Origin of the sequence: Massilia brevitalea (assembly GCF_030711405.1) — a bacterium.
Taxonomy (GTDB): domain Bacteria; phylum Pseudomonadota; class Gammaproteobacteria; order Burkholderiales; family Burkholderiaceae_D; genus Telluria; species Telluria brevitalea.
The window spans coordinates 23904-48074 of sequence record NZ_JAULSI010000037.1 but is presented as its reverse complement, the minus strand read 5'-3'; the positions used below and the strand labels follow the sequence as shown (position 1 = coordinate 48074).

At 68.4% G+C, this 24171-nt stretch carries 21 protein-coding genes; 15 read left to right on the top strand and 6 right to left on the bottom strand.

The window, feature by feature from the left end:
* The first annotated feature begins 197 nt into the window (after positions 1-197).
* The 3 genes from QWL29_RS20600 to QWL29_RS20590 all read left to right on the top strand — a co-directional run bounded on the left by QWL29_RS20600 (position 198) and on the right by QWL29_RS20590 (position 4741).
* Entirely contained in the window at positions 198-1262 is a 1065-nt protein-coding gene (locus QWL29_RS20600) for a GGDEF domain-containing protein (RefSeq protein WP_305824746.1), read from the top strand.
* Positions 1263-1706: 444 nt separating this feature from the next.
* Positions 1707-2009, top strand: coding sequence for a hypothetical protein (locus tag QWL29_RS20595; RefSeq protein WP_305824745.1), 303 nt, complete (start codon positions 1707-1709; stop codon positions 2007-2009).
* A complete protein-coding gene (locus tag QWL29_RS20590; protein WP_305824744.1) occupies positions 2006-4741 on the top strand; it encodes an HAD-IC family P-type ATPase in 2736 nt (911 codons plus the stop codon). The genes QWL29_RS20595 and QWL29_RS20590 overlap by 4 nt, the downstream gene beginning before the upstream one ends.
* On the opposite strand, the gene QWL29_RS20585 is transcribed toward QWL29_RS20590, so the two are convergent.
* Positions 4720-4971, bottom strand: a complete 252-nt coding sequence (locus tag QWL29_RS20585) for a hypothetical protein (RefSeq protein WP_305824743.1) — start codon at positions 4969-4971, stop codon at positions 4720-4722. The genes QWL29_RS20590 and QWL29_RS20585 overlap by 22 nt on opposite strands.
* Before the next feature lie 588 nt (positions 4972-5559).
* On the opposite strand from QWL29_RS20585, the gene QWL29_RS20580 reads away from it, so the two are divergent.
* Positions 5560-5997, top strand: a complete 438-nt coding sequence (locus QWL29_RS20580) for a universal stress protein (protein WP_305824742.1) — start codon at positions 5560-5562, stop codon at positions 5995-5997.
* A gap of 28 nt (positions 5998-6025) precedes the next feature.
* A complete protein-coding gene (locus QWL29_RS20575) occupies positions 6026-6526 on the top strand; it encodes a universal stress protein (RefSeq protein ID WP_305824741.1) in 501 nt (166 codons plus the stop codon).
* A gap of 63 nt (positions 6527-6589) precedes the next feature.
* Here QWL29_RS20575 and QWL29_RS20570 read toward each other — a convergent pair whose 3' ends face one another.
* Positions 6590-7318: a cyclic nucleotide-binding domain-containing protein gene (locus QWL29_RS20570; RefSeq protein WP_308635869.1), complete on the bottom strand. Its 729-nt coding sequence runs from the start codon at positions 7316-7318 to the stop codon at positions 6590-6592.
* Between the two features lie 375 nt (positions 7319-7693).
* Between QWL29_RS20570 and QWL29_RS20565 the strand changes: the two genes are divergently transcribed.
* The 8 genes from QWL29_RS20565 (at position 7694) to phbB (ending at position 17293) form a co-directional block, all read left to right on the top strand.
* Positions 7694-8953, top strand: a complete 1260-nt coding sequence (locus QWL29_RS20565; protein WP_305824740.1) for an MgtC/SapB family protein — start codon at positions 7694-7696, stop codon at positions 8951-8953.
* Complete coding sequence (locus tag QWL29_RS20560) at positions 8950-10077, top strand: 6-phosphofructokinase (RefSeq protein WP_305824739.1); 1128 nt, start codon at positions 8950-8952, stop codon at positions 10075-10077. The genes QWL29_RS20565 and QWL29_RS20560 overlap by 4 nt, the downstream gene beginning before the upstream one ends.
* A 521-nt stretch (positions 10078-10598) precedes the next feature.
* Entirely contained in the window at positions 10599-11036 is a 438-nt protein-coding gene (locus QWL29_RS20555) for a universal stress protein (protein WP_305824738.1), read from the top strand.
* A 30-nt stretch (positions 11037-11066) separates the two neighbouring features.
* Positions 11067-11564, top strand: coding sequence for a universal stress protein (locus QWL29_RS20550; protein ID WP_305824737.1), 498 nt, complete (start codon positions 11067-11069; stop codon positions 11562-11564).
* Between the two features lie 48 nt (positions 11565-11612).
* A complete protein-coding gene (locus QWL29_RS20545; protein ID WP_305824736.1) occupies positions 11613-12686 on the top strand; it encodes an HlyD family secretion protein in 1074 nt (357 codons plus the stop codon).
* Positions 12683-15409: a ribosome-associated ATPase/putative transporter RbbA gene (gene rbbA, locus QWL29_RS20540; protein WP_370663723.1), complete on the top strand. Its 2727-nt coding sequence runs from the start codon at positions 12683-12685 to the stop codon at positions 15407-15409. The genes QWL29_RS20545 and rbbA overlap by 4 nt, the downstream gene beginning before the upstream one ends.
* 2 nt (positions 15410-15411) lie before the next feature.
* Positions 15412-16539, top strand: a complete 1128-nt coding sequence (locus QWL29_RS20535; protein ID WP_305824759.1) for an ABC transporter permease — start codon at positions 15412-15414, stop codon at positions 16537-16539.
* Positions 16540-16570: 31 nt separating this feature from the next.
* Complete coding sequence (phbB, locus tag QWL29_RS20530) at positions 16571-17293, top strand: acetoacetyl-CoA reductase (protein WP_305824735.1); 723 nt, start codon at positions 16571-16573, stop codon at positions 17291-17293.
* Positions 17294-17329: 36 nt separating this feature from the next.
* On the opposite strand, the gene QWL29_RS20525 is transcribed toward phbB, so the two are convergent.
* From QWL29_RS20525 to QWL29_RS20510, 4 genes are all read right to left on the bottom strand, one after another.
* Positions 17330-18307: a GGDEF domain-containing protein gene (locus QWL29_RS20525; protein ID WP_305824734.1), complete on the bottom strand. Its 978-nt coding sequence runs from the start codon at positions 18305-18307 to the stop codon at positions 17330-17332.
* A gap of 159 nt (positions 18308-18466) precedes the next feature.
* Positions 18467-19303 carry a universal stress protein gene (locus QWL29_RS20520; protein ID WP_305824733.1) on the bottom strand — a complete coding sequence of 279 codons (837 nt, stop codon included), beginning with the start codon at positions 19301-19303 and terminating at the stop codon, positions 18467-18469.
* Between the two features lie 29 nt (positions 19304-19332).
* On the bottom strand, positions 19333-19782 hold the full coding sequence (locus QWL29_RS20515) for a hemerythrin domain-containing protein (protein ID WP_305824732.1): 450 nt from the start codon (positions 19780-19782) through the stop codon (positions 19333-19335).
* A gap of 86 nt (positions 19783-19868) precedes the next feature.
* Positions 19869-20705 carry a universal stress protein gene (locus QWL29_RS20510; protein ID WP_305824731.1) on the bottom strand — a complete coding sequence of 279 codons (837 nt, stop codon included), beginning with the start codon at positions 20703-20705 and terminating at the stop codon, positions 19869-19871.
* A 166-nt stretch (positions 20706-20871) separates the two neighbouring features.
* Here QWL29_RS20510 and QWL29_RS20505 point away from each other — a divergent pair, with 166 nt between their 5' ends.
* Complete coding sequence (locus QWL29_RS20505; protein ID WP_308635864.1) at positions 20872-23559, top strand: bifunctional acetate--CoA ligase family protein/GNAT family N-acetyltransferase; 2688 nt, start codon at positions 20872-20874, stop codon at positions 23557-23559.
* On the top strand, positions 23559-24146 hold the full coding sequence (locus QWL29_RS20500) for an NAD(P)H-dependent oxidoreductase (protein WP_305824729.1): 588 nt from the start codon (positions 23559-23561) through the stop codon (positions 24144-24146). The genes QWL29_RS20505 and QWL29_RS20500 overlap by 1 nt, the downstream gene beginning before the upstream one ends.
* The last annotated feature ends 25 nt before the right edge of the window (positions 24147-24171 follow it).

The window sequence follows — 24171 nt, the reverse complement described above, 5'->3', positions numbered from 1 at the left end:
GATTAACATTTACAAAACTGACGCAGGTCAATTTTTTGCAAAATAAGGTAGGAAGGCCCTTCAAGCAACGGCCGGGCAGTCCAAAAGGCGCTTCATTTTTTGATCTGAAACAAGCTTTGTAAATATATATATGCGACAAGACCTTGTTCCCGCTGGCAACTTGATATGCTTGCATCATCTTTTTGTCAGTACCCGATATGGACTTTATCCTTGAAAGCGAGAAATCTCTTACCTGGCCGGTGCAAGAGCGTGCCGAAGCCGACCTGGCCCATTTCCTTCCGCGGCTCGGGCCAATGCTCGCAGTTCTGCTTGTTGTCTATTCCATCTGGGATCTATCGCTGGATCCGGCTCATGCGCTGCAGTCAGGAGTAACCCGCACGGTATTCGCGCTGCTGGCTGCCTTCGCGTTCTGGCCGATTATTCCCAACTGGTCGGCACACCACCGGGCGGCATGGGCGCACTGGATGCTTTCCAGCGGGGTCATCCTGTCGAGCGCTCAGCTCGACGGGGGATTGGTCCACGGCATGGGAGGCATCATCATTGGCTTGTTCCTGGTTCCGTTTATTGCGAATGGAACAGCCAATTTTGTGGTGGTCATTGCGCCTCCGGCTCTGCTGTTCTTTCTGTGCAGCGCCATGCGGTCCACGTTGCCAGAGTTCGCTCGGGGTGCTCTCCTGTATGGCTCGGCAGTTGCGGTGGCCTTCATACAGATGCGAATAGCTCTGCTGCTTCGCCATAAGGCTGTGTCGATTGAAAGAAAGCTGATATGGGATGCCACGCATGACCCGCTGACCAATCTCCATAATCGCGCCTGGTTGATGCAGGAAGCTGCGCAGGCATTTTCCACTGCCCGCCGCTACCGCACGGAGCTCGTTTTCGCCATGTTGGACATCGACCACTTCAAGCGCGTCAATGACACATACGGTCATCAAACCGGCGACCATGTATTGAAAGCAGTAGCGCGGGCAGTGGAGGGAGCGCTTCGTGAGACCGATTGTTTCGGCAGGTTGGGCGGGGAGGAGTTTTTCTGCATCTTTTCTCATACGTCGCAAGATGCCGCATGGCAGTGTGCCGAGCGTATAAGACAGGCCGTGGCGGCGGCCAAGGTCACTGCAGGTAATGCTAGCGTGCAGGTTACGATCAGTATCGGTCTGGCTCACATGGCCGATGGTCACACCAGCTGGGAAGATCTGCTAAAAACTGCGGATGAAGCACTTTACAAGGCCAAAGAAGCCGGGCGGAACTGCACCAAGACATCGTAAGCGCTCCAGCCAGCGCTGGAAGATCCCGTCATCGCCCCTTCGATCGACCACAAGCCGACCTGCGCGCCCGCCACGCGGTGCTGGCCGAGGCGCGCGCGGCCGAGGCGATGTTCAATGCCGCGCTCGCCGTGCGCCCGGACTGCCGGTCCCCGAGCTGCAAGCGCAAGGACTGCGCGAGCGCCTTTCCGTGCTGCCCGAGCTTGGCGCGGCGCTCGAGAGCGCGTCGCGCCACAGGTCCGAGCTGCACATGAGCGAAGCCGAGATCCGGCGCGCCTACGGGAGCGCCGCCCCGGCCGGCCGCCCAGTGCGCCCGTCGCTGCTGTCGGGATCGACGACGGCCATGCTACAACGATTTGATCCGCGTCAATGATTTCGCGCCTGTCTGTCACCTAACATGGGACAACCGAGCTCATCCTTCGCTCTGATGAACTGAAAAGGCGACACATGCGTATCGAATTCCGAACCGGCGCGGGCATCGTTACCCGATCACAATGTTTACTGACCGGCGAACCCGCGCCTTGCTGCGCGCCGGCCAGGTGCTCGACCTGGGCGGCAAGGCGAGGCCCGGGCAGGGACGGACGGTTCATCGGCGTCGACAACCGGCGCCAGGCGCGCATCGCCAGGCTGGGCGGCGAAATCCACGCGCGCCGGATGTCCGGCCACCTCGCCGCGCCGCTGCTGGTCGGGCCCGGCGCGGAAAGCGAACAATGGGGGGCCGGCACCGCCATCGACGCGGGTGCCCAATGACGGGCGCCGCGCAAGGACGGGCGGACTCACCACGTGACTGGCACGCCGTGCCGGCGGCCGGCGCCCTTGCGGCCTTCGGCACGACCGCCGAAGGGCTGGGCGCAGACGAAGCCGCCAGGCGGGCGGCCCGCTACGGTCCCAACTGCATGCCTGCGCCGCACAAGCCGCGCCGCCTGGTCGTGTTCCTGCGCCAGTTCAACAACCCGCTGATCTATGTGCTGCTGGCCTGCGCCGTGGTCACGGCCATGCTGGGACATTGGGCGGACAGCGCGGTGATCCTGGCGGTGGTGCTCGTCAACGCCGTCATCGGCTTCGTGCAGGAGGGCAGGACCGAGAAGGCGATGGACGCCATCCGCGGCATGCTGGCGCCGCGGGCGACCGTGGTGCGCGGCGGCGCCCGCACGACGGTGCCGGGCGACGCGCTGGTGCCAGGCGATATCGTCCTGATCGAGGCTGGTGACAGGGTGCCTGCCGACCTGCGCCTGTTGTCGGCGCATGCGCTCACGGTGCAGGAGGCGATCCTGACCGGAGAATCGGCAACCGTGGCCAAACAGTGCGGACCGGTCGAGACGGCCGCGGCGCTGGGGGACCGGTCCAGCATGGCGTTCTCCGGAACCATCGTCGCCACGGGTCAGGGACACGGCGTCGTGGTGGCGACCGGCCAGGATACCGAGATCGGGCGTATCGGCAGGCTGCTCATGCGGGTCGAGGTGCTCGAGACCCCACTGGTGAGAAAGATGGCGGAGCTATCGCGCTGGCTGAGCGCCCTGATCCTGCTGCTGGCCGGGCTGATACTGCTGTACGGTTATTTTGTCGGCCAGCATCCGTTCGGCGAGATCTTCATGGCCGTGGTCGGCCTTTCGGTGGCGGCGATTCCCGAGAGCCTGCCGGCGGTCTTGACTGTCACCCTGGCCATCGGCGTGCAGGCCATGGCGCGCCGGCACGCCATCGTCCGGCGCCTGCCGGCCATCGAGTCGATCGGCGCGGTCTCCGTAATCTGCACAGACAAGACCGGCACCCTGACCCGCAACGAAATGATGGTGGCCTCGGTCGTCACCGGCGAGCATGCGTTCACGCTCACGGGCAACGGCTATGCGCCGCGCGGCGCCGTGCGCCTGGACGAGACCCAGGTCGCCGCCGAGGAGTTCACCGTGCTGGGAGAGCTGGCGGCCGCGGCTGCCCTGTGCAACGATGCCGAGCTGCGTCACCGCGACGGGCTCTGGTCGGTCGAGGGCGACCCGATGGAGGGCGCCCTGCTGGCCTTTGCCGGCAAGATCGGTGTGGATGCGGCCGCACAGCGGCGCACCTGGAGCCGGGCCGACGCGATCGCGTTCGACGCCCGCCATCGCTACATGGCGACCCTGCATCACGATCACCGTTATCACGCGCTGGTGTATGTCAAGGGAGCGCCCGAACGCGTGTTCGACATGTGCAGCCAGCAACGGAGCGCGGGCGGCGGCGTCGCCAGCCTTGACCGCGCCTACTGGGAACGGCAGGCCGAGGCAATCGCAGGCTGCGGGCAAAGGTTGCTGGCGCTGGCGGTGCGGGCGATGCCGGACCGGCAGCCGGTCCTGGAACACAGTATCGTGGACGGCCCGATGACGCTGCTCGGCCTGGTTGGGATGATCGATCCGCCGCGGCCCGAGGCCGTTGCCGCGGTCAGGGAGTGCCACGGCGCCGGCATCGCGGTCAAGATGATCACCGGCGACCACGCCAGGACGGCGGCGGCGATCGCCCGCCAGGTCGGGCTGGACGCGCCGGACAGGGTGCTGACCGGGGCCGACCTGGACGGCATGGACGACCTGGCGCTGGGCGCCGCTGCGTCGGCCTGCAACGTGTTCGCGCGCACCAGTCCCGAACACAAGCTGCGGCTCGTCACGGCGCTGCAGTCGCAGGGTCAGATCGTAGCGATGACCGGGGACGGCGTCAACGACGCCCCGGCGCTCAAGCGCGCCGACGTCGGCATTGCGATGGGCGGCAAGGGCAGCGAAGCGGCGAAGGAGGCGGCGCTCCTGGTGTTGGCGGACGACAATTTCGCGTCGATCGTGGCTGCGGTGCGCGAAGGCAGGACGGTCTACGACAACATCAAGAAGGTCATCAAGTGGACACTGCCCACCAATGCCGGCGAAGCGGCGACGATCGTGGCGGCGCTCCTGCTCGGTACGCTTCTGCCGGTCACCCCGATCCAGATCCTGTGGGTCAACCTGATCACCGCGTCCACGCTCGGCGTGGCGCTCGCCTTCGAGCCGACGGAAGAGAATTCCATGCGCCGGCCCCCGCGCGCCGCGACCGCCGGGCTGATCGGTCCCGGGCTGGCCTGGCATGTGGTGCTGGTCGCGCTCCTGTTCGTCGCCGGTGTGTTCGGGGTATTCAATTTCGCGCTGGCACGCGAGTATCCGATCGAGCTGGCTCGGACCATGGCGCTCAATACCCTGGTGGTGATGGAGATCTTCCACTTGTTCTTCGTTCGCAATATCTATGGGACCTCGCTGACCTGGCAAGCCATCCGGGGCACAGGGGCGGTGTGGGTCACGATCGGTATCGTCACGGCGGGACAGTTCGCGATCACCTATCTTCGGCCGCTGCAGGAGGTGTTCGGCACGCGGCATGTCCCCCTCGTCGACGGGCTGCTCATCGTCGCCGTCGGGGCCGCATTGTTCGCCGTCGTCGAGATCGAGAAGCAGCTTCGCCTGCGCCTGTTCGCCGGGCGTCAGCCGCCCCCGGCGGCGTAAGTGGGGGCGGCGACCCCGAAGCAAGGGAAGCGCCGCTCAGCCCTGGCGGCATCGAGCGCGCCCGTCGTCGGCAGCACGCGTCCGTCGGCCGCTACCAGCTCCATGTCGTTCTGCTGCAGGTAGGCCGGATCGTGCCCCAGCCTGCGAACGATTTCGCCCAGCGCGCTGCGGGAGTCGTCCAGGCCGAAGGCCCACAGGCGGTAGGCGGAGAGGTTGACCGCGACCGCCATGCCGCGCGCCGGCCTCAGCCAGCGCAGGCGCTCCAGGGTGGCCGGCCCAGCACGCCGTCTTCGGTCAGGCCGTGGGGCGACTGGAAGCGGGGCAGCGCCGGCGCTGGCGCGGGGGTATAGTCGTGTGCCCCCTGTTCCGGGCCAGTTCGCGGTAGTGCGACAGGCTCACCTTGACTCTGCCATCGGGCGGATGGAGGGCGCAGCCGCCTCGACCGCCTTGGCCAGCTGGGCCTGACCGAAAACATAGACCGGGGAAAGCAGGATGCAGGATGCCGCGCGGGCTGTCGCCCAGGAAAGATGAATACGGCCGGCGCGACTGATGCTCATGTATCGTTGAAAGTGTCTGGACATGTGTGAACGATAGATGAGGGCGCGCAGCAATGTGTTTGCGCCAAGTCAAAATACCCCGCCTCGGTTGCAGGACCATCGCCAGTTGATTTGAATCAAACAATTGTTTGATCAATCCCCGCACACTGCGCCACGGCTTGAGTAGATCACCAAGCCGGCCGGGCAGGCGCCGAAGTGCGCTTCGCCGCCAGGCCCCATCTACATGCCGGCAACGCCGGCTCACCACTTGCGGAGACTGCAATGTACAAGCGAATCCTGTTGCCGACCGACGGCTCCGACGGCTCCCTGCGTGCGATACGCCATGGCGTCGACTTCGCCCGGACCCTCGGTGCCGAGGTGCTCGTCCTCACGACCACGCCCGAATTCCACACCTTCGCCGCCGATGCTGCGATGCTCGAGCTGACCCGGGACGACTACGAAAGGGACAGCGCCGCGCAAGCGGCGCGCCGGCTGGAGGAAGCGGCCGCCGTGGCGCGCGGGGCCGGTGTCCTCTGCGCCAGTGTGCATGTCGTTTCCGACCATCCCCACGAAGCCATCATCGGCACTGCGCGTGAGCGGCGCTGCGACCTGATCGTCATGGCCACCCATGGACGCAGGGGCATCAAGGGATTGTTGCTCGGCAGCGAAACCCAGAAGGTCCTCGTTCACAGCACCGTTCCGGTGATGGTGTATCGCTAGGAATCCGGCGGCATCGAGGAAGACAGCCATGTACAAGCGCATTCTGGTACCAACCGACGGCTCGTCCGTCGCCGACGCGGCGGCAGGGGCCGCCATCGCGCTGTCCCGGTCCTGCGGCGCCGAGATCGTCGCACTGTCGGTCGCCGTGCCCGAGCCGGTGCTGCAATCCGTTGCGGGCGCGATGGTGATCGATCCAGGGCAACAGGCCGAGGTGCTGCTGGACCGTGCCCATGCGCAGGTCGGGGCGCTGGCCGCGCACGCGCGCGAAGCGGGCGTGGACTGCCGGCCGGTGGCCATCCTCGTGCTCGACCCGGCGCGCGGTATCCTGGATGCGGCGCGCGAGTACGCCTGCGATCTGATCGTCATGGGATCGCACGGACGCAGGGGGCTGAGCACGCTGGTGGCCGGCAGCGTTGCCCAGGCGGTGCTCGCGTACTCGCCGCATCCGGTCATGGTGTTCAGGCCGGAGCTGGCGGACGGGCGTGCGCAGACGCCGGCGCGGACCTGCCGCGAGGGCATGGATGCATGAGGGCCGACGCCCGGCGGCGGGCCGCCGGGGGGGGGCGGAACCGGGTGTGTCAGGGTGCCGCGGTCAGCAGCGCTTCGAGACGGTCGCGGTGGAGCAGTTGGACTTCGCGCTTGTCGAGCGAAATCCAGCTTCCTCGCGAAAGCGGGTCAGCAGGCGGCTGATGCTCTCGATCGTCAGCCCGAGGTAGTCGCCAATATCGGCGCGCGACATGCGTAGATGGAAGCGGCGCTCCGAATAGCCGCGCTCGGCATACCGCGAGGACAGGTTGAGCAGCAGACTGGCCAGGCGCTCGGCGGCGCCCATGTCCGCGTGCAGCACCGACTCCTGCTCGCGCACGATCTCGTGGCTCAGCGCTACATGGAAGCGCTGCATCAGCGAAGGCGATTCGCGCAGGGCGTCCTGCAGCCGGCTGTAAGGTATCTCGCAGACTTCGCAGTCCTCGAGCGCCACGGCGCTGCAGGAATGGCGCCCGCCGCCGATGGCATCCAGGCCCATCAGGTCGCCCGCCATGGAAAAGGCGGTGATGTGGGGCGCGCCCCGGTGATCTGGGCGGAAGGACTTCAGGTGGCCGAAGCGCACCGCGTACACCATCGAGAAGGATTGGCCGCGCCGGAACAGCGTCTCGCCGCGCGCCACCCTGCGCCGGTAGCCGATCAGGCCATCGATGCGCACCGCGTCGCCCGGCTCGGCGCCGGAAGGTAGGCAAAGGTCGCGCACTGCGCAGCGCGAGCAGTTCGGCGTCTGTGGGGCGGCGGGCGCCGGCGCGTGCATGCTCATCGTCACTTCGTTCATTTTTTCCTCCGGACGGCCTGTGCTTGTCGATCAGGCAGTATCCGGCAGTGGCCGGCAGCGCACAATCCAGAGGATGAACTAGTCACAACGGGCTAGTTGGCGTAGTCCGGATCGATCCTGCCCGGCCGACCGTCACCGATAGGGTTATGAAGTGCACAGGCCGGCGCCCCTGTTTCCGGCCTCTGTCGGCCCGGTCCGCACGATCGACCAGGCAGGCTAGTCATTCCGGATGATAGCCCGCCCGAGGCTCGGCCGTATACCATGTCCGCCAACGCGATCCTGCACCGCAGACCTCGGGCCGACGGTGTCGTTTTAACCCACGCTGACCTCGCTCCGCTGGAGAATGAGTCGGCAAGCATGCCGCTTTGAACACAGATGCCGATACTAAGCCCTGACGTCTTCACTGGTATCGCCGTCGCGACCGGCTGCGGCATGCTGATCGGGATCGACCGCGAGCGCCGCAAGGGCAGCGGTCCGGCGCGTGGATTTGCAGGCTTGCGCAGCTTCACCATCGCAGCAGTCCTCGGTGCGCTGTCGCAGGCCCTGGGCGGCGGCCTGGTGCTCGTCGGCGCCGGGCTGGTCGCGGCGCTCGCGGCGCTCGGATACTGGCGCGCCCGTTCGGACGACCCCGGGATCACCACCGAACTTGCCCTGTTCCTTTGCTTCCTGCTCGGTGTCGCCGCCGTCGGCAACCCCGCATTCTCCGCCGGCGCTGCGGTCCTGGCCGCGGTACTGCTGCACCTGCGCGGCTCGCTGCACCGCTTCGCGCGTGAATCGCTGACGACGGCGGAATTGCGTGACGCGCTGGTGTTCGCAGGGGCGGCGCTGGTGGTGCGGCCGCTGCTGCCCGATGCAGGCCATCCCTGGCTGCTTGGCGTCAACCCACGGTCGCTGTGGACGCTGGCGATCCTGATCATGGGTATCCAGGCAGCCGCACACATCGGAGTGCGCCTGGCCGGGGCCCGGCTGGGTTTCGCGCTGTCCGGCTTGGGCGCAGGATTCATCTCGAGTGTCGCGACGGTGGCCGCGATGGGGGCGCGCTGCCGCCAGGAGCCGCAGTTGCTATCGGCCTGTGTCGCCGGTGCCTTGTTGTCCAATATCGCCACCTTCGTGCTGCTGTGGGTCGTGGCCTTGACCATCGCCCCCCGGTACCTGCGTGAGCTGGGGCCAGTGCTGGGGGCGGGGCTGCTCGCTGCGCTGGCGGTCGGCGTGGCCGGGTTGGCCGGGCAGGGCCGTGGGGCACCCGTGGCCTCCGAAAGCAGACGGGCGTTCAGTATCAGGCAAGCCGTGCTGTTCGCGGTGGCGCTGAGCACGGCGACCATGGGGCTGGCCTACCTGAACGACCGCCTGGGCCAGGGCGCGCTGCTCGGGGGCGCGGCGCTGGCGGGCTTCTTCGACGTGCACGCGGCCACGGGCTCGGCCCTGTCCGTGCTGGCGGGAGGTACGGTTGCGCCGCGTGACGCGTTACTCGCGATGCTGCTGGCAGTGACGACAAACATGATCAGCAAGGCCACCGGCGCGCTTGCCGGCGGCCGCCGGTATGCGCTGCGGGTCAACGGCGGGCTGCTGCTGGTATTGCTGGCGGCCTGGCTACCATACTGGCTGTTGTCATCATATAGAGGAGCCTTATCGTGAATCCTGCCATCAAGCGGATCGCCATCATCACGGGGGGCGGCGACGCTCCGGGCCTGAACGCCGTGATCCGCGCGGTCGTGCTCGCAGCAAGCAGGCACGGATGGGAGTGCTGGGGCATCCGCGACGGCTTCAACGGCCTGCTCGCGCCGGAAACCTGCCTGGGCGAACCGGTGCCGCGTCTGCATCCCGACGGCGTGCACGGCATCGGCCACCTCGGCGGCACCATCCTCGGCAGCACCAACCGGGGCAACCCGATGCGTTATCCGGTGCAGGGCCAGGCCGGTCCGGCAGAACAGGACCGCACCGACGAGCTGCTCGGCCTGTGCCGGCAGCGCGGCTTCGATGCCCTGGTGATGGTCGGCGGCGACAGTTCGATGGAGATCGCCGAATGCCTGCACCGCAAGGGCTTGCGCGTGGTCGGCGTGCCCAAGACCATCGACAACGACCTGGACCGTACCTTCCAGACCTTCGGCTTCGACACGGCGGTCGGCTTCGCCACCGAATGCATCGACCGCCTGCACACCACCGCGGACAGCCAGCACCGCGTCATGGTGGTGGAGGTGATGGGGCGCTATGCCGGCTGGATCGCCCTCCATGCAGGCATGGCCGGCGGCGCCCACGCGATCCTGCTTCCCGAAATCCCCTTCGACATCGACGTGGTGGCCGAGGCCATCGGGCAGCGCGACGCTGCCGGCCGGCGCCATGCGCTCGTCGTCGCCGCCGAGGGCGCACAGCAGCACGGTGGCGAACGCGCGCTGCTGGCGGCCGCGGGCGGCGGGCATGCCGAGCGCCTCGGCGGCATCGGGGCCTGGGTCGAAGCGCAGCTGGCCCAGCGCACCGGCAAGGAATGCCGCAGCGTGGTGCTGGGCCACCTGCTGCGTGGCGGCAGCCCTTCCGCCTATGACCGCGTGGCGGCCGCGCGCTTCGGCGCCGCCGCAGTGCGCGCGCTGGCGCGCGGCGAGTCGGGCGTGATGGTGGCGCTGGGCGAGCAGGAGATCGGCACCGTGCCGCTGGCCGAGGTCGCGGGCCGCAGCAAACGGGTGCCAGTCGACGGCGACACGGTGCGCACGGCGCGCGAGCTCGGCATCTGCTTCGGTGACCGTATCGACCCGTCGGCCTTCTGATGTCCTGTGGCGCACGCTTGAAATGACTCCAGGCCGCCTACGGGTGGCGCACTAACCTGGTTTGCTTGCTGCCTTGGCTGTCCGAACGCTTGCGTTCGTGGCGCCGCGCCAGTCACATGGCGAGCATCGAGGCAGACATTGTCTCGCCAAGCTCCGGCCAAGCGGCATCGCGCGCATCCTCAGGAGCCGGACCGGGATCAAGGAATTCGCCAGGACATATTGGGCAAGACTCTTGACGAAGAGCTTGTCCGCATCGTTCGGCCCATGGGTTCGCCCAGTTCGACAAATACCCGCTGAGCATGAGCGCTAGTGTCCAGCCCGCTAGATGGGGTGTTTTTGATCTGGGTCATACAAATTGTTGACTAAGCACTACACACTGGCATCAGTCTCACTAAAGGGGCAGCTCTCAGATGAAGACACCACGTTCCGCGAGGATTCCTCCCCAGCCGATCGGTCTTGTTGGACGAGACGGCTCGGTACCAGAGCGGTAGCGGACTGCCCGCCATTTCAAGGAGGTTGATATGTACCAGCGCATCCTGCTCCCGACCGACGGCTCGGAAGCGTCGCGGCGTGCGATCCATGCCGGCGTCGATTTCGCCAGGATCGTCGGCGCAAAGGTGGTCGCGATGACTGCCATCCCGGAGTTCCATACCTTTGCCGCCAGCACGGACATGATCGAGCAGGCCCGGCAGCAGTACGAAGCAGCCACGCGTGCCCGGGCCCGGCGCCTGCTGGACGAGGCCGCCGCCGTCGCACGCGACGCCGGTGTGGCCTGTACGACAGTGCAGGCCACATCGGACAGTCCTTACGAAGCCATCATCGCCACCGCGCGCGAGCAGGGCTGCGACCTGATCGTCATGGCTTCGCATGGCCGCAAGGGACTGGCCGGGCTGCTTCTGGGCAGCGAGACCCAGAAGGTTCTCGTCCACAGCACGATTCCCGTCATGGTGCACCGCTAGGCGGGCGATACGAACATAGGACAGCACATCATGTACAAGCGTATCCTGGTGCCAACCGACGGCTCGGCGGTTGCTGAACACGTGGTCCCGGCGGCCATCGAACTTGCCCGCGCCGTCGGCGCCGAGATGGTGGCGCTCTCGGTTGCCGTGCCCGAACCCGCCTTCCAGTCGATCGAGGGGGCCATGGTGGTCGATCCGGGCCGGCAGGGAGAAGTATTGCTGGAGCATGCCCGGACCCTGGCCGCGGCGATCGCCACGAGGGCCAGGGAAGCCGGCGTGAAGTGCAATCCGGTCGCGACGCTCTCGTTCGATCCCGCCGTCACCATCGTCGACACTGCCCGTGAGCAGGGCTGTGACCTGATCCTCATGGGTTCGCACGGGCGACGTGGACTGAGCCTGCTGCTGGCCGGGAGCGTGACACAGGCCGTGATGGCGTCCGCTGCGGTGCCGGTCATGGTGCTGCGTCCCACGGCCGACGCTGGCGCCCAGGGGCTGGCACGGCCGTCTCCCGCCGACAGCACCGTGTAGCGGCATTTCCGGCGCCCCCCACCATCACCGTCATGCAGAAGGAGATTCATGAACAGAACACGTCTGTGGCGCCTCGGCGTGGGGCTAGTCCTGGTCGCCGCCGTGATCGGCGCAGCGCAGGCCTGGCGCCTGTCCCGGCCTCAGGGACCGGGACCGGGCTTTGTCAGCGGCAATGGCCGCATCGAAGCAGTCGAGATCGACATCGCGACCAAGGCCGCCGGCCGGCTCGACCAGGTACTCGTCGAGGAGGGCGATCTGGTCCAGGCCGGGCAGGTCCTGGCACGGATGGACCTGCAGGCGCTGCAGGCCCAGCGCGACGAGGCCGTCGCCCGCGAACAGCAGGCGCGTGATGCGGTGGCCGGGGCCACGGCCCAGCTTGCCATGCGGCGCAGTGACGAAGCCGCCGCCGGCGCCGCGGTCACGCAGCGCCTGGCCGAACTAGACGCGGCCGGCCGGCGCCTGAAGCGCGCCACGACGCTGGCTGCGGCTGGCGCCGTCCCGGTGCAGGAGCTGGACGACAGCGAAGCGCGCATGCGCTCGGCCGAGGCCGCGCTGGCCGCGGCCCGTGCGCAGCAGGATGCCGCCCATGCCGCCGTCGAAGCGGCGCGTACCCAGGTCGTCGGGGCGCGCTCGGCGGTGATGGCTGCGGCGGCAACCACGGCACGTATCGATGCCGAGCTGCGCGACGGCGTGCTGGTCGCGCCGCGGGCCGGGCGCATCCAGTATCGCGTGGCCCAGCCGGGTGAAGTGCTGGGCGGTGGCGGCAAGGTACTGAACCTGGTCGACCTCACCGATGTGTACATGAGCTTTTTCATTCCCGAGACCGCAGCCGGCCGGGTCGCCCTCGGCAGCGAGGTCAGGCTGCAGCTGGATGCGGCGCCGGGATTCGTGCTGCCGGCCACGGTGACCTATGTGGCGAGCGTGGCGCAGTTCACGCCGAAGTCCGTCGAAACGGCCAGCGAACGGCAGAAACTGATGTTCCGGGTCAAGGCACAGGTTGACCGGCGGGTGCTCGAGCACTACACCGCCCAGGTCAAGGCCGGCGTGCCCGGGGTTGCCTGGGTACGGCTCGACCACAAAGCGGCCTGGCCCGCCGAGCTGGCGCTGCGGAGCCTGCCTTGAGTCCGGCCCTGCCGGCGCCCCCGGTGGCGCAGGTCGCGGGACTGGCGCTGCGTTACCGCGGCGCGGTCGCCCTCGACGGCATCGACCTGGACCTGCCTGCCGGCCGTATGGTGGGGCTGATCGGGCCGGATGGCGTCGGCAAGTCGAGCCTGCTCGGGGTACTGGCCGGGGCACGCCGGATCCAGCAGGGCAGCATACGGGTGCTGGGCGGCGACCTGGGAAGCAGCGCCTTCCGGCGCCAGGCTTGCCCGCGCATCGCCTACATGCCCCAGGGACTGGGGCGCAACTTGTACCCGACCCTGTCGGTCGAGGAGAACCTGCAGTTCTTTGCCCGCCTGTTCGGCCAGGAGGCGGCGCAGCGGCGCACTCGCATCGACCTCCTCACCCACAGTACTGGCCTGCATGCCTTTCTGGACCGTCCCGCCGGACAGCTGTCGGGCGGCATGAAACAGAAACTTGGCCTGTGCTGCGCCCTGATCCATGATCCCGACCTGCTGATCCTGGACGAGCCCACGACCGGGGTGGATCCGCTCGCGCGCGCCCAGTTCTGGGACCTGATCGCCGCCATCCGCTCCCAGCGACCAGGCTTGAGCGTGCTGGTTGCCACCGCTTACATGGACGAAGCGCAGCGCTTCGACTGGCTGGTCGCGCTGGATGGCGGGCGGGTACTGGCGGCGGACACGCCCCGGGGACTGCTGGCGCGAACAGCCAGTGCGAGCCTCGAACAGGCCTTCGTCGCACTGCTGCCGGCGCAGCGGCGCCTTGGTTACCGGCCGCTCGGCGCCGTGCGACCACCGCCAGCCAGCGAGGGCGAGCCGGCGGTCGAGGCGCGTGCCCTGGTGCGCCGCTTCGGCGACTTCGTCGCCGTGCAGGACGTGAGCTTTCGCATCGCGCGCGGCGAGATTTTCGGCTTCATCGGTTCGAACGGCTGCGGCAAGACCACCACCATGAAGATGCTGGCGGGCCTGCTCGAGCCCAGCAGCGGCTCGGCCCTGCTGTTCGGCCGGCCCGCAGGCGGGCGCGAGCGTGCGGCGCGGCTGCGCGTCGGCTACATGTCGCAGGGCTTCTCGCTGTACCAGGAGCTGAGCGTGCGCCAGAACCTGCTGCTGCACGCACGCCTGTACGACCTGCCCGAGGCGCGCGCCGAGGCCCGCTGCGGCGAGGTCGCGCGCCGCTTCGGCCTGGATAGCGTGCTCGATGCGTTGCCCCGCCGCCTGCCGCTGGGCATGCGCCAGCGCCTGTCGCTGGCGGTCGCCATGGTGCATGCGCCGGAGCTGCTGATCCTCGACGAACCCACCTCCGGTGTCGATCCGGTCGCGCGCGACGGTTTCTGGGAAGAGATGCTGCGCCTGTCGCGCGAGGACGGCGTCACGATCTTCATCTCCACCCACTTCATGAACGAAGCGCAGCGTTGCGACCGCGTGGCGCTGATGCATGCCGGCCGGGTGCTGGCCAGCGGCCCTCCAGACGACTTGCGCCGCGAGCGCGGGGCGGACAGCCTGGAAGATGCCTTCATCGGCTGGCTGCGCGAGGCCGAGGGAAACGTCCTTCCGGCCGCGTTGCCCCCGGCGGCCGGGCCGGCGCAGGGCGGCCGCGCAGGCGGATGGCTGCGACGCGCCGGCAGCTATTGCTGGCGCGAGACGCTGGAACTGCGGCGCGACCCGGTGCGCGCCACGCTGGCGCTGTTCGGTTCGCTGTTGCTGATGGTTGTGATCGGTTACGGCATCAGCATGGACGTCGAAGACCTGCGCTATGCGGTGCTGGATCGCGACCAGACCTCGCTCAGCCGCGACTACGCCCTCAACCTGTCCGGCTCGCACTGGTTCGTGGAGCGGCCGGCGCTGCTGGACGACGCCGAGATGGACCGGCGCCTGCGGTCGGGAGAGCTGGCGCTGGCCCTGGAGATTCCCCCCGGCTTCGCGCGCGCGGTGGAGCACGGCCGCCCGGCGCAGATCGGGGCATGGATCGACGGCGCCATGCCGATGCGCGCCGAGACCGTCCAGGGCTACCTGCAGGGAATGCACCAGCAATGGCTCCAGGCACGCGCGCTGCAGAATGGCGCGCCCCCGGGCGCCGCAGCAGTACAGGTCGAAACACGTTTCCGCTACAACCCGGACGTGCGCAGCCTGCCCGCGATGGTGCCGGGCATCATGGCGCTGCTGCTGCTCATGCTGCCCGCGATGCAGGCGGCGCTCGCGGTCGTGCGCGAAAAAGAGATGGGGTCGATCGTCAACCTGTATGTGACGCCGGTGCGACGCAGCGAATTCCTGCTGGGGAAGCAGGCGCCTTACGTGGCGCTGGCGATGGCCAACTTCCTCTTGATGACCCTGATGGCCGTGACAGTGTTCGGCGTGCCGCTCAAAGGCAGCTTTCCCGCGTTGGCCGCGGCTGCGCTGGCCTACGCCTTCAGCGCTACCGGCATCGGCCTGCTGGCCTCGACCTTCACCCGTAGCCAGATTGCGGCGATATTCTTCACCATGATCGGCACCATGATCCCGGCGATCCAGTACGCCGGACTGATCAACCCCGTGATCGCGCTCGACGGCGCAGCGCGCGCGATCGGCGAGGCTTATCCCGCTTCGCACATGCTGACCATCAGCCGCGGGGTATTCGGCAAGGCGCTCGGCCTGGAGGACTTGTCCGGCGACTTCCTGGCCCTGCTAGCCGCCGTGCCGGTCATCCTCGGGTTGGCGATCCTGGCGCTGCCCAAGCAGGAGCGATGAGCATGGGCACGGTCTCGCTGCGCAAGGTCTGGCGCCTCGGCATCAAGGAGTGGTGGAGCCTGCTGCGCGACCCGGTGATGCTGGTGCTGATCGTGTATACCTTTACGGGTGCGGTGTATGTCGCTGCAACCGCACAACCCGACACCCTGACGCGCGCCGCTCTCGCCATCGTCGACGAGGACGGTTCACCCCTGTCGCTGCGCCTGGGCAGCGCCTTTTCGCCGCCGCAGTTCCTGGCGCCCGAACTCATCACACTGGACCAGGCCGACGCCCGCCTCGACCGCGGCACCGCCACCTTCGTGCTGGTGATCCCGGCCGGGTTCCAGCGCCGCGTGCTGGCCGGGCGCCCGGCGGCGCTGCAGCTGAATGTGGACGCCACGCGCATGAGCCAGGCCTTCACCGGCAGCGGCTACGTCCAGCAGATCGTGCTGGGGGAGGTCGCCACCTACCTGCAGGGTGTGCGCATGATGCAGGCCCCTCCGATCGACCTGACCGTGCGCGCCCGCTTCAACCCGGCGCTCGCGCCGTCCTGGTTCGGCGGCCTGATGGAACTGGTGAACAACATCACGATGCTGGGCGTGATCCTGACCGGCGCGGCGCTGATCCGCGAGCGCGAGCACGGTACCGTCGAGCACCTGCTGGTGATGCCGGTCAGCGCGGCCGAGATCATGCTCGCCAAACTGTGGTCGATGGGGAGCGTTGTCTTGCTGGCGGCGCTGGTTGCGCTGCTGGGCATCCTGCGGGCGTTGCTGGGCGTCGGCATCCAGGGATCGGTGCCGCTGTTCTTGGCCGGCGCCTCCTTGCACCTGTTCGCCGCCGCGTCGCTGGGCATCCTGTTGGCCACCCTGGCGCGCAGCATGCCGCAGTTTGGCCTGCTCGTGATCCTGGTCTTGCTGCCGCTGCAAATGCTGTCCGGTGCGACGACGCCCCGCGAAAGCATTCCCTGGGTGCTGCGCGAGCTGATGCTGCTGGCGCCCACCACGCATTTCGTGGAGCTGAGCCAGGCCATCCTGTTCCGTGGAGCGGGAGCGGACGTTGTCTGGCGGCCCTTGCTGGCCCTGGCGGCAATCGGCGCCAGCCTGTACGCACTCGCGCTGGCCCGCTTCGGCAAGGCCATGCGCCAGGGGTGAAACTTTATTCCAACTCTTGAAAGGAACCAACATGGAGAGAATTGCTCTGGTCACCGGCGGCACCCGCGGCCTGGGACTGGCCATCTCGCTGGCCCTGCGCGAAGAAGGCTGCCGGGTGGCGGCGACCTACCACCGCGACGAGGTGGCGGCGCGCCAGGTGGCGGAACAGACCGGTATCGCGGTATTCCGCTGGGATGTCGCCGACGCCGCGGCCTGTCGGGAGGGAGCCGCCCAGGTCGCCGAGCGGCTTGGCCCCGTCGATATCCTGGTGAACAATGCGGGCATCACGGCCGATGCGATGTTCCACAAGATGGACGAGGAACAGTGGTGGCGGGTAATGCGTACCAACCTTGGGTCGATGTTCAACGTGACGCGCCAGGTGATCGAGGGAATGCGCGAACGACGCTTCGGCCGGATCATCAACATCAGTTCGATCAATGGGCGCAAAGGGCAGGTAGGGCAAACCAATTATGCAGCGGCGAAGGCCGGCATCCTGGGGTTTACCAAGGCCTTGGCGCTGGAAAACGCTGCGCGCAATATCACGGTCAATGCGGTGGCGCCCGGCTACTGTGATACCGCGATGGTGTCGGTAGTGCGCCCCGACGTGCTGCAGGCGATCGTGGCCGGCATCCCGGTCGGGCGCCTGGGAACACCGGCCGATATTGGCCGCATGGTCGTCTTCCTGGCGCGCGAGGACGCGGGCTTCATCACCGGAGCCACCTTCGATGTCAACGGTGGCCAATACCTGGCCTGAGTGACGGCGCTCGCCATGCCACTACGGCCGCGCCTGTCAGGCGCAGTGCGCGCAGGAGGCGTGACTCGCCATGACGGTACGGTTGCGTCCGGCGTGCTTGGCATGGTAAAGCGCCTTGTCCGCCTCGCACAGCAGCGCCTCCCAGCTGTCGTGGCCGCACAGGACGGCGACGCCGATGCTCACCGTGGCGTGGATCGGTTCGGCCGCACTCCCCACGCGGGTGCGTTCGAAATTCGCGCGGATCCGCTCGGCGCATTCAAGCGCCTCGGCCGCGCCGGTCTCGGGGAAAACGCAGACGAATTCCTCGCCGCCGACCCGGCCGACGTAGTCGTCCTGGCGCAGGCTGTTCCCGCAGGTGTCGACCAACGCGCGGATCACGGTGTCGCCGGCCGCATGGCCATGGGTGTCGTTGACCCGTTTGAAGTGGTCGATATCGAGCATGGCGACAGCCAGGGGGCGCTGGTGGCGCCGGGCCAGCGACGTGTCGCGTTGGCCGAGCTCCGTGACATAGGCGCGCGACATCGCTCCGCTCAGGCTGTCGAATCGACAGGCGTGCAGCAGTTGCTGCTCGTGGCGCAAGGCCGCGTCGCAAGCGGCGCCGTTCGCCGCCGCGATCAGCATCGCCATCGCGACGGCGATGGCGCTGGTGGCCATCGCGGCGAGCCACACCGGCTGCGCCAGCACCAGGGCGCCCACCACCACGTGGAACAGCGCAGATGGCAGCAGGATGGCCATGCAGCGGCGCGGTCGGGTTTCGATCAAGCCTGCGACAAGTACTGATATGACCAGCACCGGCATGGCCTCGGTGAGCCCGTGCGCCAGCGATGTCGCATTGACGACCAGCGCCACGGAATGCGTGGTGTAGACCAGTGTCCAGCGGGCCAGCGAAGGCACGGGGAGGCTCCGCCAGGCATAGCCTGGCATGCCGAGCAGCACCAGGGCAAGGCGCAGCAGGATGCTGGCCTCGCTCTGGCCGGCGTTGGCGACATAGTCCCAGATTCCCAGGAGTAGCACGCTGACGCTGAAGGCGGGGCCGAGCACTGGCAGACGATCGTCCGGGATGCGAATGGCGCCGCGCTTGGATACCGGCGGATGCCGCGTTACCGGCTCCGCCTCGGCTTGCGCGCTTGGCGCCGCCGCGACTCCCTCGTGCCTGGGCATGGCGGCCGAGCGTCAGTGAGCCAGCAATACCGGAATGGTGGCGTCGGCCAGTACCGTGCGGCTGGCGCCGCCGAGGCACAGTTCGCGCCACCGGGTATGTCCGTAGCAGCCCATTACCAGCAGTCCGCAGCCGCGGCTGCGCGCCAGCGCCAGCAGGTCAGCGCCGGAATCCTGGCCAAGAGGTAAGGTCAGGAACTTTGCTTCGACGCCGTGGCGGCGGAGGTAGGCGCACAGTTCTTCCTGTTCCCGCGTGTAGTCCCGTTCCGCTTCGCCGTCGCCGCACAGCCTGGCCACGGTGACCGCGCGCGCATGCCGGAGCAGGGGAAGGGCGGCACTGGTAGCAAAGGCGGCCTCCTTGCTGCCGTCCCAGGCAAGCAGGACGCTCGGGGCCGGATCCGGGGCGGGGTCCGTGCGCGGCACCACCAGGACTGGCCGGCTGCTGTTCAGGATCAGGTATTCGGGGAGGTCGAGTGCCCCGTCGGTCAAGGCCTCGTCCGGATCGTCCTGGCTGGCGACAACCAGGTCCGCGAAGCGGGCCATGCGCGCCAGGCCGTCGTCGGCCATGTCGTGGACGAGGCGGGTGTCGTAGTTTGCTGCGGTATCGCGCATGGCTGACCGGTACTCATCGAGTGCACGCCGTGCCTGTTCGACCAGCGGAGCAAAGTGGCTTGCAGACAGGCTGCCGGGCGGTGCATCGAAGCCCTTGGGGAAGACCGCGCGCGAGATGCCGGTCATGGCTACCCCAAGCAGGTGGGCGCCGTGCGCTGCGGCGATTGCCGCCGCCATGCGATAGCGTGCAGGGGCGTGGCGGGACAGGTCGACGTGGACCAGGATCGTTCGATAGACCATGAGTGCTCCAGGCGAGGAAAGGATGAGGATCAGGCGGCGATGCCGCGCCGGGCTGCCAGTCCCCGTACACGGCAGGCAGGACGGGCGCTGAACCGCTTCTGCAGGGCCGACACGGCCAGTACCACCTCGGCGGACATCCTGTGCAGCTCGAGCAGGTCGCGCAGGGCGCCGACCACCTCGCGCCCCAGCCCGAGGTTGCCGCCTTCGACCGCCGGCATCACGCGGTGCAGCGCGCTCAGGATGAGCGCATTGTTCTGCCGCCGTTCACGCAGGCCGGGAATGCCCAGCGCCTCCATGGTCAGCTCCTCGCGCCGGAATCCCGCCTCGACTGCGGCAACCAGGGCCGGGAAGCCATTCGCAAAGGGCTTGTCCGGCGCGTCGGACGCCTGCGCGACGCGCTGGCAGAGGGAGTGGCGTGCATGGCGCAGGACAGCGCACAGCGCCTGCGCGTCGGGGGCGATGGGGAGGCGGGATTTCATCGTCATCCTTTGATACATATTGATGACTATCAGTTTCCACGCCTCCCGATAAAGTTTGCTTGATGCAAATCAAAAACCTCACGGGCTTAATGGGCCAGGAGCACTGGTATTGTCATGGACTGCAGGACCGTTGCCGTTGCGCCTCCGAGCAGCAGCTCGCGGAAGCGCGATTGGCCGTAACCACCCATCACGAGCAGGCCGGCACCCGACTCCGCCGCCTCTGCCAGCAGGGCTTCTCCGACGTGCTGTCCGCCGGAACACCGGTGTGCACCTGCGCTGATGCCGTGACGCCGGAGATAGCCAAGCAGCCTTCCGGAGGGATCCCCGGCCTGATCGAGCGGCGCGGCGGCGCCGTCGCATGTCATCACGGTCACGCCGACGGCCATGCGCAGCAGCGGCAGCGCCGCGGCGGCGGCGCGCGTCGCCTCCACGCTGCCGTCCCAGGCAACCAGCGCCTTGCCGCGCAGGTCGGGCGCGCTACCGGCAGCGGGGACCACCAGCATGGGGCGCCCGCCGTGGAGCAGCAGGTACTCGGGCAGGTCGCCGAGCGTGCCGCGGGCAGGGGCGTCGCGGTCGCTTTGCCCCACCACGACCAGGTCGCAATAGCGCGCCTGCTGCGCCATGCCGCCATCGACGTCGTCGTCGATCAGTCGCTCCTCGAACGAAGCGACGCCTTCCTCGCGCACGATGCGGCCGAACAGCTCCAGCCCCGCCGCAGCGTCGCGCCGCATCGCGGCGCAGCACTCGGCAAGGGCCGGTCCGCCTTCGGCGATGATTCGCGGCGGGATGAAGCGAGAGATGCCGGTCAGCGCGCTGCCCACCAGGTGGGCATCGGACGCGCGCGCCAGGCGGGACGCGAGGCGCAGGCGGTCGGCGGCTCCCCTGGCGGTATCTGCATGAACGAGGATGGTCTTGTAGCACATGCGCGGCTCCTGTCGATGAAGGTGAAGCTGCCGAGCGTAGTGCCGGTGCCGTCGCAAGTCCACTACGAACTCGGCATTAGCAGGTTTTTGTAAGTCGATTTTGATCTCGGTCAACTTATTTTATGCTTGCTCCAGTACGCTTGGCGATATGACAAACTGAGGGGGCATGTGCATGAGTGTGCGGAATCTTGAACGGTTTTTTTCGGCGCGTTCCGTGGCCGTGATCGGTGCGTCGGCGCGTGCCGGAAGCATCGGTGCAACGGTGCTGTCGAATCTCCTGAACGCCGGTTTTCACGGTGCAGTCTGGCCGGTCAACCCCAGGTACCGCGAACTCGCCGGCATGCCGGTCTACCGCGACGTGGACGAACTGCCGGGCTGTCCGGAACTGGCCGTGATCTGCACGCCGGCCGCGACCGTCCCTGGTATCGTGGCGGCGCTCGGGAGAGTCGGCTGCCGGGCGGCAGTCGTGCTCAGCGCCGGGTTGGACGGCCCCGGACCGGGCGGACGCAGCCTGCGCCAGGCCATGCTCGATGCGGCGCGTCCCTTCCTGCTGCGCATCCTCGGTCCGAACTGCGTCGGGCTGCTGGTGCCCGGCATCGGACTCAATGCCAGCTTCGCCCCGGTTGCGGCGCTGCCCGGGAGGCTCGCCTTCGTTGCCCAGTCCGGGGCGCTGGTGACGGCTGTGCTCGACTGGGCGCGCACGCGCCGTATCGGCTTCTCGTGCTTCGTGTCCCTGGGCGATGGCAGCGACGTCGATTTCGGCGACCTGCTCGACTACCTGGCCGGCGACACCGGCACCGATGCCATCCTGCTGTATGCGGAGAGTGTGCGCCAGGCGCGCAAATTCATGTCCGCCGCGCGCAGTGCGGCGCGTGCCAAGCCCACCGTGATCGTCAAGGCCGGGCGCGTCGCCGAAGCCGCGCATGCGGCCTACAGCCACACGGGGGCGCTGGCCGGGGCCGACCGGGTCTACGACGCCGCGCTGCGGCGCGCCGGCATGCTGCGCGTGTACACGACAGCGGAGCTGTTCGACGCCGTCGCCATCCTGGCGCAGCCACGCCGTCCGGCCGGTGGGCGGCTGGCGATCCTCACCAATGGTGGCGGACCGGGGGTGATGGCCACCGACGCGCTGGTCGGCGGCGGCGGCACGCTCGCGCAGCTGGACCCGGCCACCATCGACGCCTTGTCGCAGGGCCTGCCGCCTACCTGGTCGCACGGCAACCCGGTCGATATCATCGGCGACGCTCCCGTGGAACGCTACCGCTTCGCGCTGCAGGCGCTGCTGGACGATCCCGGCACCGATGCGGTCCTGTTCATCCACGCCCCGACCGCGATCGTTTCCAGCGCCGAAATCGCACGCGCGCTGCTGCCGCTGATGCGCGCCGCCCGCTTGCCGGTACTGTGCTGCTGGCTGGGCGGCGACAGCGTCGCCCAGGCGCGCGCGCTCTGCCTCGATGCCGGCATGCCGGTGTTCGACACCCCGGAAGAAGCGGTGCGCGGCTTCCAGCAGTTGGTCGACCATGGCCGCAACCAGCGGCTGCTGACCCAGGTGCCGCCAGCCTGCGCGATGGGCGCGCCCGACTGCGCCGCTGCACGGGGGCACGTGGATGCGCTGCTGGCGCGCGGGGTGACGGCGGTCGGCGAAGCCGACGCCAAGGCGGTCCTGGACGCCTATGGTATCGGCGTGGTGCGGACAGAGACGGCCCGGAACGCGGCGGAAGCGATCGCCGCGGCGCGTGTTGTGGGCTATCCGGTGGCACTGAAGATCCAGTCGCCCGATGTCGTCCACAAGAGCGACGTGGGCGGCGTCGTGCTCGACCTGGCGGACGAGGCGGCGCTCGTGGAGGCGCTTGCCGCCATGGAAGCGCGGGTAGGCCGCCTGCGGCCCGGCGCACGCCTGGCCGGCTTCACCGTACAGGCAATGGCGCGCCGGCCCCAGGCGCACGAGTTGATCGTCGGCGTCGCCACCGACCCGGTTTTCGGCCCCGTGGTGCTGTTCGGCCAGGGCGGCGTGGCGGTCGAAGTCACTGCCGACCAGTCGATCGCCCTGCCTCCGTTGAACCGCATTCTCGCCGCCGACCTGGTCGGGCGCACCCGCGTGGCGCGGCTGCTGGAGGGTTTTCGGGACCGCCCGCGCGCCGACCTCGACGCCTTGTACGACGTGCTGGTGCGGGTCGGACAGATGGTGGTCGACCTGCCGGAACTGGCAGAGCTCGACATTAACCCCTTGCTGCTGGACGCTGGCGGCGCGGTCGCGCTCGACGCCCGCATGCGCCTGGTGCCGGTGGCCCCCGGGGCCGACCCGCTGGCAAGGATGGCAATCCTGCCTTACCCGGACTGGCTGGAGCAGCAGGTCGACAGCGTGCTCGGGCCCCTGACGCTGCGGCCGATCCGCCCCGAGGACGCGCCGGCACACCAGGCATTCTTCCACGCGCTCAGCCCCGAGGACGTGCACTTCCGCATGTTCGGCATGATGCGCGAGCTGCCGCCGGCCCAGCTGGCCCGTTTCACGCAGATCGATTATGCGCGCGAGATGGCCTTCATCGCCACCCGCGGCAGTAGCGCCAGCGCCGAGACACTCGGTGTGGCACGCGTGATCATCGATCCCGACAATACGGTGGGCGAGTTTGCGGTGGTGGTGCGCTCCGACCTGAAAGGACGCGGACTCGGCCACATCCTGATGCAGCGCCTCCTCGCGTATTGCCGGCAGCGCGGCCTGGCACGGGTGCGTGGCGTCGCGCTGGCCGAGAACGTGCGCATGCACGGACTGGCGCGGGCCTGTGGCTTCCGCCTCGACACCGGCGCGGATGGCACCGTCGAGATGACGCTCGAGCTGGGCGGGGAGCTGTGCTGATGGGCAACCGCATTCTGGTCGTCCAGGGCCATCCCGACTGCACGCGTGCGCATCTCTGTCACGCGCTCGCCGAAGCCTATGCGGAAGGCGCCCGCGCCGCCGGCCATGCCGTCGAGTTCGTCGAGCCCGCGCGTCTGGGGCTGCCGCTACTGGCCAGCCAGGAAGAGTGGCAACACGGCGCACCGCCTGCCGGCGTGCCCGCGGTCCAGGAGGCGATCACGCGCGCGCAGCACCTCGTGTTCTTCTATCCGCTCTGGCTGGGGGACATGCCGGCCGTGCTCAAGGGTTTCCTGGAACAGGTCGCGCGGCCCGGCTTTGCCCTCGACCCAACGCCGCGCAATCCGCTGCGCGCCGGCCTGCTCGCGGGACGCAGCGCGCGCCTGGTCGTCACCATGGGCATGCCGGCACCGTTCTACCGCTGGTTCTACGGTGCGCACAGCGTCAGGCTCATGCGTCGCAACATCCTCGGCTTTGCCGGTATTGGGCCGGTGCGCAGCACCATCGTGGGCGGCGTCGGCACGCTCGACGCTGCTGCCGTCGAGCGCTGGCGCAGCCGCATGCGCCGGCTCGGCGCGCAGGCCCGCTGACCGGTAAAGCGTCAGCGGCGGCGCG